At 71.0% G+C, this 12,457-nt stretch carries 15 protein-coding genes and 1 pseudogene; 4 read left to right on the forward strand and 12 right to left on the reverse strand.

Translation table 11 applies throughout. The annotated features are described in order from the left end of the window. Positions 1–506 (reverse strand): annotated as a pseudogene (locus VF794_RS35365) (hypothetical protein); the annotation flags it as partial. 52 nt (positions 507–558) lie between these two features. Continuing rightward, a complete protein-coding gene (locus VF794_RS35370; RefSeq protein WP_331117529.1) occupies positions 559–1,587 on the reverse strand; it encodes a hypothetical protein in 1,029 nt (342 codons plus the stop codon). Positions 1,588–1,695: 108 nt separating this feature from the next. On the opposite strand from VF794_RS35370, the gene VF794_RS35375 reads away from it, so the two are divergent. Both VF794_RS35375 and VF794_RS35380 read left to right on the forward strand, forming a co-directional pair. Next, positions 1,696–2,097 carry a DUF962 domain-containing protein gene (locus VF794_RS35375; RefSeq protein WP_331117530.1) on the forward strand — a complete coding sequence of 134 codons (402 nt, stop codon included), beginning with the start codon at positions 1,696–1,698 and terminating at the stop codon, positions 2,095–2,097. 120 nt (positions 2,098–2,217) lie between these two features. Continuing rightward, on the forward strand, positions 2,218–3,975 hold the full coding sequence (locus VF794_RS35380; protein ID WP_331117531.1) for a DUF6311 domain-containing protein: 1,758 nt from the start codon (positions 2,218–2,220) through the stop codon (positions 3,973–3,975). 25 nt (positions 3,976–4,000) lie between these two features. On the opposite strand, the gene VF794_RS35385 is transcribed toward VF794_RS35380, so the two are convergent. Both VF794_RS35385 and VF794_RS35390 read right to left on the reverse strand, forming a co-directional pair. After that, positions 4,001–6,058, reverse strand: a complete 2,058-nt coding sequence (locus tag VF794_RS35385; RefSeq protein WP_331117532.1) for an ATP-binding protein — start codon at positions 6,056–6,058, stop codon at positions 4,001–4,003. 51 nt (positions 6,059–6,109) lie between these two features. Beyond that, positions 6,110–6,256 (reverse strand): hypothetical protein, encoded by a 147-nt coding sequence (locus VF794_RS35390; RefSeq protein WP_331117533.1) that lies wholly within the window; start codon positions 6,254–6,256, stop codon positions 6,110–6,112. 47 nt (positions 6,257–6,303) lie between these two features. On the opposite strand from VF794_RS35390, the gene VF794_RS35395 reads away from it, so the two are divergent. Then, a complete protein-coding gene (locus VF794_RS35395; protein ID WP_331117534.1) occupies positions 6,304–7,266 on the forward strand; it encodes an ornithine cyclodeaminase family protein in 963 nt (320 codons plus the stop codon). A 27-nt stretch (positions 7,267–7,293) separates the two neighbouring features. Here the strand turns inward: VF794_RS35395 and VF794_RS35400 are convergent, their stop codons facing one another. Further along, a complete protein-coding gene (locus tag VF794_RS35400) occupies positions 7,294–7,551 on the reverse strand; it encodes a hypothetical protein (RefSeq protein ID WP_331117535.1) in 258 nt (85 codons plus the stop codon). A 194-nt stretch (positions 7,552–7,745) separates the two neighbouring features. On the opposite strand from VF794_RS35400, the gene VF794_RS35405 reads away from it, so the two are divergent. Then, positions 7,746–8,021, forward strand: coding sequence for a YgaP-like transmembrane domain (locus tag VF794_RS35405; RefSeq protein ID WP_331117536.1), 276 nt, complete (start codon positions 7,746–7,748; stop codon positions 8,019–8,021). 1 nt (position 8,022) lies between these two features. On the opposite strand, the gene VF794_RS35410 is transcribed toward VF794_RS35405, so the two are convergent. From VF794_RS35410 to VF794_RS35440, 7 genes are all read right to left on the reverse strand, one after another. Next, a complete protein-coding gene (locus VF794_RS35410) occupies positions 8,023–8,754 on the reverse strand; it encodes a hypothetical protein (RefSeq protein ID WP_331117537.1) in 732 nt (243 codons plus the stop codon). A gap of 78 nt (positions 8,755–8,832) precedes the next feature. Then, positions 8,833–9,747: an NmrA/HSCARG family protein gene (locus tag VF794_RS35415; RefSeq protein WP_331117538.1), complete on the reverse strand. Its 915-nt coding sequence runs from the start codon at positions 9,745–9,747 to the stop codon at positions 8,833–8,835. Positions 9,748–9,819: 72 nt separating this feature from the next. Further along, on the reverse strand, positions 9,820–10,272 hold the full coding sequence (locus VF794_RS35420; protein WP_331117539.1) for a hypothetical protein: 453 nt from the start codon (positions 10,270–10,272) through the stop codon (positions 9,820–9,822). Between the two features lie 98 nt (positions 10,273–10,370). Further along, positions 10,371–10,778 (reverse strand): DUF2203 domain-containing protein, encoded by a 408-nt coding sequence (locus VF794_RS35425; protein ID WP_331117540.1) that lies wholly within the window; start codon positions 10,776–10,778, stop codon positions 10,371–10,373. Positions 10,779–10,812: 34 nt separating this feature from the next. Further along, positions 10,813–11,334, reverse strand: a complete 522-nt coding sequence (locus VF794_RS35430; protein WP_331117541.1) for a hypothetical protein — start codon at positions 11,332–11,334, stop codon at positions 10,813–10,815. A gap of 128 nt (positions 11,335–11,462) precedes the next feature. Further along, positions 11,463–12,077 (reverse strand): TIGR02265 family protein, encoded by a 615-nt coding sequence (locus VF794_RS35435; RefSeq protein ID WP_331117542.1) that lies wholly within the window; start codon positions 12,075–12,077, stop codon positions 11,463–11,465. Between the two features lie 61 nt (positions 12,078–12,138). Then, on the reverse strand, positions 12,139–12,457 hold a 319-nt coding region (locus VF794_RS35440; RefSeq protein WP_331117543.1), incomplete at its 5' end, for a cytochrome c.

A 12,457-nucleotide genomic window follows, 5' to 3' on the forward strand; every position in this document is an offset into this window, starting at 1 on the left:
TCCATACACCGTGGCGCAGATAGAGGCTTGCAGGGGCGGCCACATCGGCTGTTGCAGAGCAGGCCCGGCCCACAGGCGTAATCCGGCGTAGACGCGTGCGCCAGACACACCTCGCCCTCATTGCTCACGCCTATCAGCGAGCAGACGCGGATCGGGTCTCCGTTCGAGAGGGTGGTCTGGGTGCGGCAGGCGAATCCCTCCTTGCACTGCATGTCCGTCACGCACCTGCTGTCCGAGCAGTAGCGGCTCATGGAGCGGGTGCTGAAGAAGCACCGGAGGGGGGCCTCGCAGTCAGCGTCCGTGTCGCAGTTGCGCTCATAGGTGAGCAGACTCCGGCGCTTCTCGGGCGAGAGCATCGGAACAGAGGCCTTGCCCTGGTAGCCGGGCATGTTCGTGTCCTGCCGGAACATGGAGACGTAGAGCAGCCACCCCAGCGGCATCGTCATGACGAGGGCGAGCATGGTGGCCAGCAGCGTGCGCCAGCCCATGGGGTTCTCTGGGCTCATCGTGGAAAGAGTCGCCTGGCCATGATGTTCGTCTTGGCATCCTGGAGCGGCGCTACCCGCCGCGGCGCGCGTCCGCGGGCGCGTTGGGGTGGCGCTGGAGCAGCATGCGCAGCTGCGGCTGCCTCCGGACCGCTTCCTGCTTGAGCAGGTGGGCGATGAGGGCCGGGGGCGCCGCGCTCCAGCGCGCGATGTTCTGGATGAGCATGGGCGAGCGGAAGGTGCGTCCGCACAGCAGCGCCGCCGTCTTTCCATCCACCGCCAGCCCCATCAACGAGGTCAGCACCCGGCCCTCGGTGGTGAGGATGAGCTCCACGCGCTCTTCGGCGGGCGCGGTGTTGAAGCGGGTGCGCATCACCTCACGCGCGGTGCGCCGGGTGCCCTCGGGCACGTCCCGGTCCATCGACACCTTGTACTGCTCCAGCAGGCGACGCCCCGCCCACAGGCGGCGGAACAGCCCCGAGGGCAGCTGCGGGTTGCGCACCAGCCAGCGCCGCACCCCGCCATCCATCGTGAACGCCGCGCGCCCGCACAGCGCCTCCAAGCCCACCGGGTTGTGGTGGTGGCGCGCGATGAGCCGCGCATGTCCCAGGCCCACCCGCATGTTCTCCAGCACCGACTTGATGACCGTGGGCACCGGGTCGAAGCAGAACGCGGACAGCTCCGGCTCCTCGGCGGTCCGGGCCCGGCTGGCGCGCTCGTCCTCGGGCAGCGGGTGGAGTAGTCGCTCGAAGACCGCCCGCCAGTTGCCCGCGGCGACTTCCACCGTGGCGTCCTCGGGGGCTTCCTCCTCCGGCTCCAGGGGAGGGGCCTCTTCCTCCGCCGCGGGCTCCTCGCCCGGGGCGTCGGTCCGGGCCTCGAGGGGAGGCGGGCGTGGCGCGGGCGTGGAGGGCAGCACGGCGCCGTGTGCGACAAGGCGCGACAGGATGGCTTGGAGGCGCTCGGGAGGCAGCCCGGTGAGGGCGAGCAGGTGCCGCACGGACGTGCTCCCGTCCAACCGCGACAGCACGAAGCCCTCCTCGGCGGTGAGCGGGAGCTTGTGCAGGGTAGCGGACAGGTTGGGCTTGGGCGTCCAGTCGTTCACGGTCTTTATTCCCGGAGTATCCAAAGCCTAGGTCGAATGATGCCAGGGCACCAAAGAGGTGTGACAGACGGTTGACGAGGGGGGAGGCTTCGGCAGCACAATTCACCCATGACCGAGCGCATCCCGACCTACGCCGAGTTCTGGCCGTACTATCTGCGTGAGCACTCGCTTCCCATCACCCGGTGGTTGCACTTCGTGGGCACCTCGGTGGCCGTGGGTCTGGCCCTCACCGCCGCGCTCAAGGGCGACGCGTCGCTGGTGCCCGCCGCGGTGGTGTCCGGCTACGGCTTCGCCTGGGTGAGCCACTTCGCCCTCGAGGGCAACCGCCCGGCCACCTTCAAGTACCCGCTCTGGTCCCTCTTCTCCGACTTCCGGATGGCGGGCCTGATGCTCGTCGGCCGGCTGTCCAAGCACCTCGCGCGCGCCGGGGTGCGCGACGAGGACGATCAGTCCGGCGGCCACCTCCAGCCCATCCCCGTGCCCGTCCGCTCCCGCCGTCGCGGGCGCTGAGTCGCGGAGTCGTCCCGGGGCCTCATGCCCCGGTTGAAGGGGGAGCAGGCAGGCGGCCAGGCCAACAGGGGGGAGGGTTCGTTCCTCTCCGCCCCCTCGCTGGTCTACCTTGCGCGGCCCATGAGCACCCCCGCCGAGTCCACTCCGAGCCCCCTTTCCCGGTGGTTGGCGCCCGCCCTCTGCACCTTGGCGGGCCTCGCCTGGGCCGCGCACCTCATCGGCGTCTCGCCGCTGCTGCCCGGCTCCGTGGAGTGGATGCTCCAGGAGGACTGGGCCCAACCGCTGCTCGGCTGGCTCTACTCGCGCACCAGCCCCTGGAGCCTTCCGCTCGGGGACGCGCGCGGCTACCTCCACCCCCTCGGCACCTCGCTGGCCTACACGGATGCCACGCCCTGGTGGAGCGCCTTCTTCAAGCTGCTCTCCCCCCTGCTGCCCGCCGCCTTCCAGATTCATGGCCCGTGGCTCGCGCTCTGCTTCGCGCTCCAGGGCCTCTTCGGCGCGCTCCTCGTCGCCCGATTCTCCCCGCGCCCGCTGCACCAGCTCCTCGGGGGCCTGCTCTTCGTCCTCTCCCCCGCGCTCGCCATGCGCCTGGGCCACCTCTCGCTGTGCGCCCACTGGTTGGTGCTCGCCGCGCTGTGGCTCCACCTGCGGCCGTGCCCCGATGCGCGCGCCGCCCGGCGCTCCCTGGGCCTCGCCGCCTTCTTCGTCGTGCTGGCCGCCGGCGTCCACGTGTACCTCGCCGTCATGACGCTCACCCTCGCCCTCGCGCTCGTCTTGCGCGTGTGGCGCGTGCAGGGCTTTCTCACCGGCGCCCGCCCCTGGCTCTGGGCCGCGGGCCTCATCGGCGCGGCGCTCGGGGTGCTCGTCCTCTTCGGCTACTTCTCCCGCGCCACCACCAGCGCGGGCGGCTTCGGCCACTATTCGTCCAACGTCCTCACCTTCCTCAACCCGGATGGCTTCTCGCGCTTCGTGCCCTCCTTCCGCCAGGGCGCCGGTCAGTACGAGGGCTTCGGCTACCTCGGCCTGGGTGTGCTGCTGGTGGGGCTTCCCGTGCTGGGCGTGTTCGTGGCGAAGCGCAAGGAGCTCGGGCCGCTGGTGACGCCGGCGCTCTGGCCCCTGCTGGGCGCGTGCCTGCTGCTGGCCGTCTTCGCCTGGTCCTCCCGCATCCAGGTCGCCGGGTGGACCGTCCTCAGCTTCCAGCGCCTCGCCGAGGTGGTGCTCGCGCCCCTCCTCAAGGTGTTCCGCTCGTCCGGGCGCTTCATCTGGCCGCTGCACTACCTCTTCATCCTCGGCGCCATCGCCGGCCTCCTGCGCCTGCTCAAGCAGCGCCCGGCATGGGCCACCGCCGTCCTCGCGCTCGCCGTGGTGCTCCAGGTCTCCGAGGTGTCCGCCGAGGACTGCTGCCGCTCCCGCTTCGTCGCGCGTGTCCAGCCCGCGCCGGGAGGGGACGAGACGTGGGCCCTGGCGGCGGGGACGTACCAGCACCTCGCCCTCCATCCGGCCCTGCGCGTGGATGGGGCCGGGCGCGGCTGCGCGAGCTCCTTTTCCAACGCCGAGGTGCTCCCCTACGCCTGGCAGGCCTGGCAGCGGGGGATGACCTTCAACAGCGGGTATGTCGCCCGACTCGACGAGCCCTCCACCCTGGCCACGTGCCAGCGCGAGGAGGCGGACATCCAGGCCGGCCGACTCGCGGCGGACACCATCTATGTGGTGCACGCCCAGGCGGCCTCGCGCTTCCTGGAGCTCACGGCGGGCCAGGCCTCCTGCGGCACGCTGGACGAGGTGCTCGTGTGTGTCTCCACCGAGTCCCGAGGCCCCTTCCGCGAGGCCCTGGCACGCCACCCCGTCACCCCAGACGTCGCACGCGACACGCCGTAGCCCCGGGCGCGCCGAGCGACGGGACCTATGGGGCCTCGGGGCTACCGCGCGGCAGGCGCACCGTGAAGGTGGTGCCCGCGCCCTCGGTGGAGTGGACCGTCACGTCGCCCCCGTGCGCGTGCGCCACCTGCCGGACGATGTACAGCCCCAGCCCCACGCTCCGGGTGCCCGCCTTGCCCGTGGTGCCGCGCCGGAATGGCTGGAAGAGCCGCGCTTGCAGCTCGGGTGGGATGGGCGCTCCCTCGTTGTGGATGGAGAGGAGCACCTCCGGGCCGATGCCGTGTACCTTCACGCGCACCGGCGCGTCCGGCCTCCCATGGTGCAGCGCATTGCTCACCAGGTTGCCCACCACCTGCGCCAGCCGGTCCGCATCCCACCAGCCCCAGCCATCCCCCTCCAACTCCAGCTCCAGCTTCCGGTCCACGTAGGCCACCTGGAGCTCCTCCAGCGCGCTCCGGGTGATGTCGTGCAGGTTCACCCGCTCGCGGTGCATGGGCAGGCCGCCGAGGTGGTTGCTGCGCGCGAAGTCCAACAGGTCGCCGAGCATCCGCGCCATCCGCCCCGCGCTGTTGCGGATGCGCTCCACCGCCCGATGCCCTCCTCCGCTCAGCTCCTCCGTCCGCTCCATCAGGAAGGCCGAGGCGGTGATGGCGTTGAGCGGGTTGCGCAGGTCATGCCCCACCACCCCGATGAGCTGTTCACGCAGCTCGCCCGAGCGCCGCAGCTCGGCCTCCACCTCCTTCTGCGCGGTGATGTCCACCACCACGCACCCCAGCCCCATCACCTCTCCGCTCGCGGTGCGCACCGGATAGTAGTTGCCCAGCCAGTGGCGCTCCGGGCCGGTGCCCTCGCGGGTGCGGCTGATGAACTCGTGGCCCGTCACCGGCTCGCCCGTGTCCAGCACGCGGCGGAAGACGGCTTCGAATTCGTCGGCGACCCACCCGGGCACCACCTCGCGGAACGTCTTCCCCTGGTGGAAGGCCATCGGATGCTCGTTGAGCGCCGCCAGGGTCTCGTTGATGCGCAGGTAGCGCAGCTCCCGGTCCAGGAAGGCGACGCCCACCGGGGAGGCCTCCAGCAGCGTGTCCAGCTGCGCCAGCGAGCGCTCGGCCTCGGCCCGGGCGGCCCGCTCTCGCGCCGCCAGCTCCGCCTGGACGATGAAGCTGGTGGCGCGCGTCATCATGGCGCGGAAGAGCAGCTTGTCGGACTCGCTGAAGTCGAACACCGTGCGCGAGCTCATGTGCGCCACGCCCACCAGGTTGTCCCTGTGCAGCAGGGGAATGCTGTAGCTGGCGCGGATGCCGAGCTCGCGGATGACGCTGTACGCCAGCCGCGGGTCCGTGGACACGGAGCGCAGGGAGATGGGGCGGCGCTCGGCGGCAACCCTGCCGCTGATGCCCTCGCCGATGGGGATGGTGAAGTCATCCGCCAACCCCTCCTTCGCCCCGAGCCCCACGGCCGCGCGCACGTGCAGCTTGTCCCCCTCGCGCAGCAGGATGGAGGCCGCGTCCACCGCCACCGCCGCCTCCATCAGCACCTGGAGCAGCTTGGGCAGGAAGGTGTCCACGTCCTCGCTGTCCAGCGCCGCCCGGGACACCTGCTCCAGGGCCCGGAGCATCCGCTCGCGCACCCGCGCGTAGCTGGTGACAGCGCGCATGATGCCCTGGTCGATGGTCTCGTCGAGCAGCTCCAGCTCGGCGAAGCTTGGCGTGTACCCCTCCCGCTCCAGGCGCTGGAGGATGCTGTGGCGCAGCAGCCCGTACTCCAGCGCGAGCTCGCCCGGCTCGAAGCCCTGCTCCAGCCGCTCCAGGGCATGCTCGTCGGTGATGGCCCGGGGCACCTGGGCGGGGACGTCCCGCGGGGGGTGCTCCGCCGCGTCCGCCAGTTGATCCACGAACTCGGGGATATGGTCGCGCAGCAGGGGGCCTCCCAGCGGATGGTCGGGGCGCCGCGTGTGCAGGGCGTGCTCCCAGGCCGAGAGGATGTCCTCGCGATGCTGTCGGAGGATGTCCGCCAGGTGGTGACGTTCCCCGGTCTCCGGGTGGACCCCCCGGAGCGGTTGAGGTGGATCCTGATCCCGCATGCACGCGCTCCCGAAGGCTGCCCCCCGCCGCCAGCCCCGAGAGTGCTCATGTCAGCCGCTCGCGGCGTCGTACCAGGGAACCTGGAAGAGGAGGCCGGGCGGCGCCTGGCCCTCGGCCCGAGCCACCGCGCGGCGGGCCAGCGATCCTCGCCCTGGCCGTCCCTCCCCGGCGGGCAGGCCCTCGTCCCCGCGCCGCACGGAAGGCACCCACCCCCAGGGAGGGAAAGGGTTAGGTTGTGGAGAAGATGAGCACGCTCCTGCTGACCCGTACCGATGTCGTCCGCCACCTGGAGGCCCTCACCCTGCTCTCGGAGATGCGCGAGGCCTTCCGCGCGGATGCCGAGGCCCGCTCCGTGGAGCCCCAACGCGCCCGGGTGCCGCTGCATGCCGAGGGCTCCGCGCTGGTGCTCTTCCCAGGCACCCTGCCGGGCATCCCCGCCTATACAGTGAAGGTGCACGCGAGGTTCCCCGGTCGCTCACCAGCCATCCAGGGAGTCGTCCAACTTCATGACCTGGAGACCGGGGCGCTGCTGGCGGTGATCGACTCGGGGCACCTGTCGGCGGTGCGCACCGGGGTGGTGGGGGCGCTGGCGGCGGACGTCCTCGCCCGGCAGGACGCCTCCCGGGTGGCCCTCATTGGCGCGGGGCCCCAGGCCTCCATGCAGCTCAAGAGCCTGCGGCTGGTGCGCAGCCTCAACCACGTGCGTGTCTACGACGGGGAGCTGGTGCGCTCCATCGAGTTCGCCACGCGCATGTACAACGCGCTGAACCTGCCGGTGCGGCCGGCCGAGTCGGTGGAGGAGGCGGTGGAGGACGCGGACATCATCATCACCTCCACCCCGGCGCGCGAGCCCTTCCTCTTTCCGGGGATGGTGCGCGGGGGCACGCACGTCACCGCGCTGGGCGCGGACGAGCCGGGCGGGGCCGAGGTCTCCTCCGGCCTGGTGCGGCAGTCCACCTTCTTCTGCGACAACCGGGCGCTGACCCTCGCCGTGGGCGCGCTGGCGGGCGTGGGACTGGGCGAGGACGCCATCCACGCGGAGCTGGGCGAGGTGCTGGCCGGCACACGGGCGGGACGCGCGGATGCCGGCCAGGTCACCATCTTCGGCGCGGTGGGGTTGCCCTTCCAGGACCTGGTGGCGGCCTGGCACATCTACCAGGGCGCGCGCACGGACGACGCCGTGCAGCGCGTGGACTTCCTGACATGAGCGCGGCGCGCGTGTGCGGCCGGGCGCTCAGTGCGTGGTGCGGCGGGTCGGCCGGGGAATCTCCCGCGGCGCGCGCAGCAGGCTGTCCGGCCCGTGGTTGAGGTACACCTCGTTCGCGACGATCTCCCGCACATCATCCAGCGGCACCGCGTAGTCCTTGCGCCAGACGAGGAGGCCCTTCTCGACGATGAGCTCCTCTTCCGTCACATCAATGACTTCGCCGAGCTTCTCCCCCCGATTCGTCCACACCGTCCTCCCCGCGTGTAGCTCCGAACGATCCACCATGTGTGCCGCCTCCTCCTCCCTTTTTTGCCCCAACCTTAGGTATGCCCCCGCGAGGCGGCACCGGGGGAGCAACCAGGCGTGGCGCGAGGGTTGGCCGGTACACGAAGGCGGCGAGCGGGCGGGTGGGCGCTGGTGTCAGGGGCGCGCATGTCCATCTTCATCGGGCCTGGAGGTGCGTGATGATGGTGGGGTTCATGGCTTCGCGGAGTGGACGTTGGACGCGCATGCTCGCCGGAGCGGGCATGATGATGGGAGGGCTGGCCTCGGGTTCGCCCAAGGGCAAGTGGATGGCACTGGCGGGCTTGGTGCCGCTGCTGGCGGGGGCCTTCGACATCTGCCTCTTCGGCCCCTTCTTCGGCCTGCCCGTGAGGGGCGAGGCCATCCGCCGCAAGGTGGGGCTCATCGGCGAGGACTCGCTCCTGCCGCACCCGCCGATGGCGCTCACCGATCGCCCCGCGCTGCTGCACTGAGCTAGGAGTCCACGCCGAAGGGGATGGAGAGGGTGGCGAACTGCTCGCCAGTGCGTGCGTCCACCAGGCGCGCCTGGAGGGTGACGCTGCCCTCGCGCTCGCTCACGTCCTGGAAGTAGAGGAAGCCGGTGAGGGTGCCGCCCGGCTCCAGGGTGCCCTCGGGCAGGGCCCGTCGCAGCATGTCGCGCGTGGGCAGCGGCTCCGGGGGATTCCAATACCCGGAGGCGTAGGGCCCGCCGAAGAAGGGGTCGTACCAGGGGTCGTAGAAGGGGTCGTGCCAGCCCCGGCTCCAGGGCCCCCAGCCGTGGCTGCCCAGGAAGGGCCCGGAGCGCCAGCCCCAGGGAGAAGAGCCCACGCCCACGCCCATGTGCATCCGGACATCGCCCGAGCCGCCCACGCCGAGCCCCTCGTCGCGGAGCTCGAAGGGCGAGAGGGCGGCGTACTGGAAGCGGGAGCCGCCCTCCAGGGCGAAGTACTCGTACTCGATGCGCAGCGGGCGGCCGCTCTGGTTCTCGATGCGCACCTCCACCGGGGTGACGACGCGCTCGAGGTAGAAGGGCCTGCCCTTCCAGGCGTCTCCATCCGCCACCAGGCGCACGCCCTCGGCCTCGGCCACGGCGGCGCCGCCCTGGGTGGTTTGGGCCAGGGGGGAGGGTTGCAACTTCGTCTCGGTCACACAGCCCGCGGCGAGCAACAGGGCCGCGAGCGGGGGCCACAAGGCACGGGTGCGCATGGGGATTCTCCTGGGTAGAAACTAGGAGCCTCCCGGAGCGCTCGCGGACCACGGCGCGAAGGCCGCCCGGAGTGCGGGCTAGGTGGGCGAGGGCTCGGCGGCGACGGTGCCACGCCAGGTGGTGCCCAGCAGCGCGTCCCAGTCCTGGACGCGGGCCCAGTCCTCGAAGGTGTGCCAACCCACCTCGGGGTAGTCGCGCCGCAGCAGGGAGATGTTGGCGTGGTAGCCCACCTGCTGGAACCACTCGAACATGCGACCCATGTCCTCGCTGAACGAGCGCACGGCCTCCAGTGGCGCCTCCTCGTAGCGCAGCTTGTGCCCGCTGACGTAGGAGATGAGCGCGGCGGCCTGCTCGCCCGTCACCTCGTCGGAGGCGACCTCGATGCGCTTGCCGAACAGCTCCTCGGGCCACTCCAGGACCCGGGCGCAGAAGGCGGCGAGGTCCGCCACCGGAATCATCTGGAGCCCCTGGTGGGGTGCCAGGGCCATGGACAGCACGCCCTCGTTGAGCCGGCCGGAGAAGCCCGGCCCGAGGAAGTTCTCCATGAAGAAGACGGGCGCGACGATGGTGTAGGGCAGGCCGCTCTGGCGCAGGTGCTGCTCCACCACGGACTTCGTCTCGAAGTGGGGGATGCCGGTGTTCTGGTCCGCGCCGGCCACCGAGGAATAGAGGAAGTGGCGCACGCGGGTGAGCTTCGCGGCGTCGATGAGGTGGCGACCGTGGCGCACCTCGGCCTCGAGGCCGGCGCCGAAGGGCGTGGCCATGGCGAACACGGCGTCCACTCCGCGCAGGGCGCGCTCGATGCTGTCCGGATCATCGAAGTCACCCTGGACGAACTCCGCGCCGCGCTCCTCCAGGTCCCTGGCGGCGGGGGAGTCCGGGGAGCGGACGAAGGCGAGGACGCGATGGCCTCGCTTGAGAAGCAGACGAGCCAGCGCGCCGCCCTGCATTCCGGTGGCACCGGTCACCAACACGTTCAAGGGATGCAACATGCGATTCCTCCCGGAAGGACCTCTTGGAAGGTGGTGATGGGCGGCGCGCTGAGCGAGGGCAGGCGCCCGGGGCTAGCGCTTCTTGCCTGCTCCCTTGGCCTTCTCGGATGAGACCCGGCGGGCGGAGACCTGGCGTGCCACCTTGACGGCGCCGGACACCACCTCACTGGCCAGCTTCTTCGCGCCTTGGAGGGGGTGGGCCTTGTGGGCGGCCTCCTTCGCCGCGTGGATGACGCTCGCCACCGCGTGCTGGGCCTTGTCGCGCAGCCCCTCGTGCGGGGCCTCGGCCGGCGTGGAATTCGCGGGCTGCTCCATCATCTCCATGGGAGGCGCCTCGCCGCCCATCGGCTCCTGGGGGGGCTCGGCGGTGATGCTCAGCTGCTCCTGAGGCGCCGCGGTGGTGGCGCTCTTCTGCTCCGCGAGCGCTCGCGCCTCGCGCTTCTTCCGGTACAGCTCCGCCGTGCGCGCGTGCTGGCGACCGTACTGATTGTCCGACTTGGAAGAATCGAAGTTGTGAGTCCGCATCCGTGTGCCCCCTCTGATGTGGAGAGGAAGGTAGGGAGCACCCTTCAGGAGGACAGTGGGAGCGAGCGGGCGGACGAGCCCTCATTCGCCCCGAGGCTTCAGCTCAGATAGGACGGGGAGAAGTCCCGCGCGTGGACGATGGGCTGACGCCCCGCGAAACCGCCCTCCAGCTCGTGCCAGTGGGAGACCTCTGGCTCGCCGAAGCGCCAGCAGAGGTACACGGGCCGGCCGGCCTTGAGGGCATGGAAGTCCACGAGACCATCGGCGGCCTTGAGCTCCACGCCGAGCTCCTGGAACTGCTCCAGCTCGACGCGGATCTTCTCGATGAGCTCATCGCGCTCGGCCCGCAGGGGCGCCGTGCGCTCGGGTCGGGCGCCGACGTCCTGAAGGGACTCCAGCTCGCGGACGAGTGCTTGCGCGCGCGCCACCCACGGCCGCACCCGCGTGAAGGTGCGGGTGAGCAGCGGAATGAGGCGATTGGCTTCTTCCACTCCGAAGTAGCGCATGGCGGCCCGAGCTTATCGCCCTGGCCGCCGGACCTCAGCGCTTCTTCGTCGTCGCCTTGCGCGTGGCGACGTTCTTGGCGGTCTTCGCGGCGGTCTTCGCGGCGGTCTTCACGACCGAGGCCACGCCCTTCTTCGCCGCGACGGCGGCGCGCGTGAGCACCTTGCGCCCGAGGGAGCGGGCCGGGGCGGGGGGGGCGGCCTCGCTCTTGCGAGCGGGGGTCTTCTCCGCCTTCGCCGTGCCCGTCGCGCGCTTGGGCGCGGCCTGCTTGCTCACGGGCTTGGCGACCTTCTTGGCCGCGGGCTTCGCGGTGGACCTGGCCTGGGCGGGAGCCTTCGCCGCGCGCTTGCGGGCCTGGGCCTTCTGTTGATAGCGCGCCACCGTCTCGGCGTGGGCCTGCTGTCCATGGTGGGTGGACGGCAGCTGCGTGGTGGCCTGCTCCTCGTCCTTGGCCAGAGTGGTCTTGCTCTCGTCGTTGCCGAGCCGCGGGCCCGAGCCTTTAAAGACTTGAGCGGGCTGCTGAGAGCGGAAAGGTTCGAAACTGTAACTCCTACCCATGCAATGTCTCCCGGCTGGCGTACCTCTGCTGCTGCAAAGGTAGGGAGCGATCTCACGGAGGGGAATGGCCGCCCGGACAATAGCGGGCGAGCACGGATGAACCGGGCGGGCGAGCGGTCCAGGAGTGATCACTCCCAGGCGAAGTCCACCGCGCACGCGGTGAGGCCCACCTGACGCCCCGTCACCCGGGGGCCCGTGAGCCGCGCGGCGGTGAGCATCCGCGACACCGATCCGGCGAAGTAGGCCACGGGCATGGCGTTCTCATAGGAGACCCGGCCACTCCTGGGTCCGGTCCACGTGAGCGAGCAGGTGCCGTGGTCCCAGGCCATCCGGTAGGCCGTGGGCAGGCTGTCGACGAGCCGCCTGGGCTCGGTGTCCACCTGCGCGAGCAGCCTCTTGCCCGTGGCGGACTCGAGGAAGCGCGGCGCGCCGCGGTCGCCGAGCTGCTTCAGGGCCTCGTCGAAGCCCCCGTACCTGCCACTCAGCTCGTGCGCGGCGGCGTAGACGAGCTTGAGCAGCGTCCCGACGGGGTAGGAGAAGAAGGCCGTGAAGCCGAGGCCGCCGGAGGCCTCGTGGCAGCGCTTCAGGGCGTCCTCGCCCACGTCACCCTTCACCAGCTCCAGCGCGGCGTTGAAGAGGAAGCCGCGCGTGGTGTCCGTGGGCGTGAGCACGGCCAGGCGCTGCTCCAGGTCCAGCTGCTTCGCGGTTGCCTGGGACGGCGGCGCCGATGACGTGCCTGGCATTCATTCCCCTGGAGGCGTCGGTTCCTTTCTTCTTATCATGAAAGGAATTGCGCCGTCGGCCCTACAGCCCGAGGTACGCGAGCAACGCTCCCAGGTCCTTGTCGGACAACGCCTCGCGGCTGTAGGGCGGCATATTTCCACCCACGCCGAAGAAACGGCCGTGGCGCACCTTCTCGATGAACACCACGCCCGGCGACACGCCCGGGAAGAGCTCGCCGTAGTGGTGGGAGACCTCGGGGAGGATGGGCGCCAGCTCCGTCTTGCGGCCCTGCCCGGTGTGCGCCTCGCCGTGACAGTCCTGACAGGCGGAGCGGTACACGTCCGCGCCCCACTCGGCGTTGCCGCGCGGCACGTCGGTGATGTCCTTGACGAGGGTGAGG

Origin of the sequence: Archangium sp. (assembly GCF_036389735.1) — a bacterium.
Classification (GTDB): domain Bacteria; phylum Myxococcota; class Myxococcia; order Myxococcales; family Myxococcaceae; genus Archangium.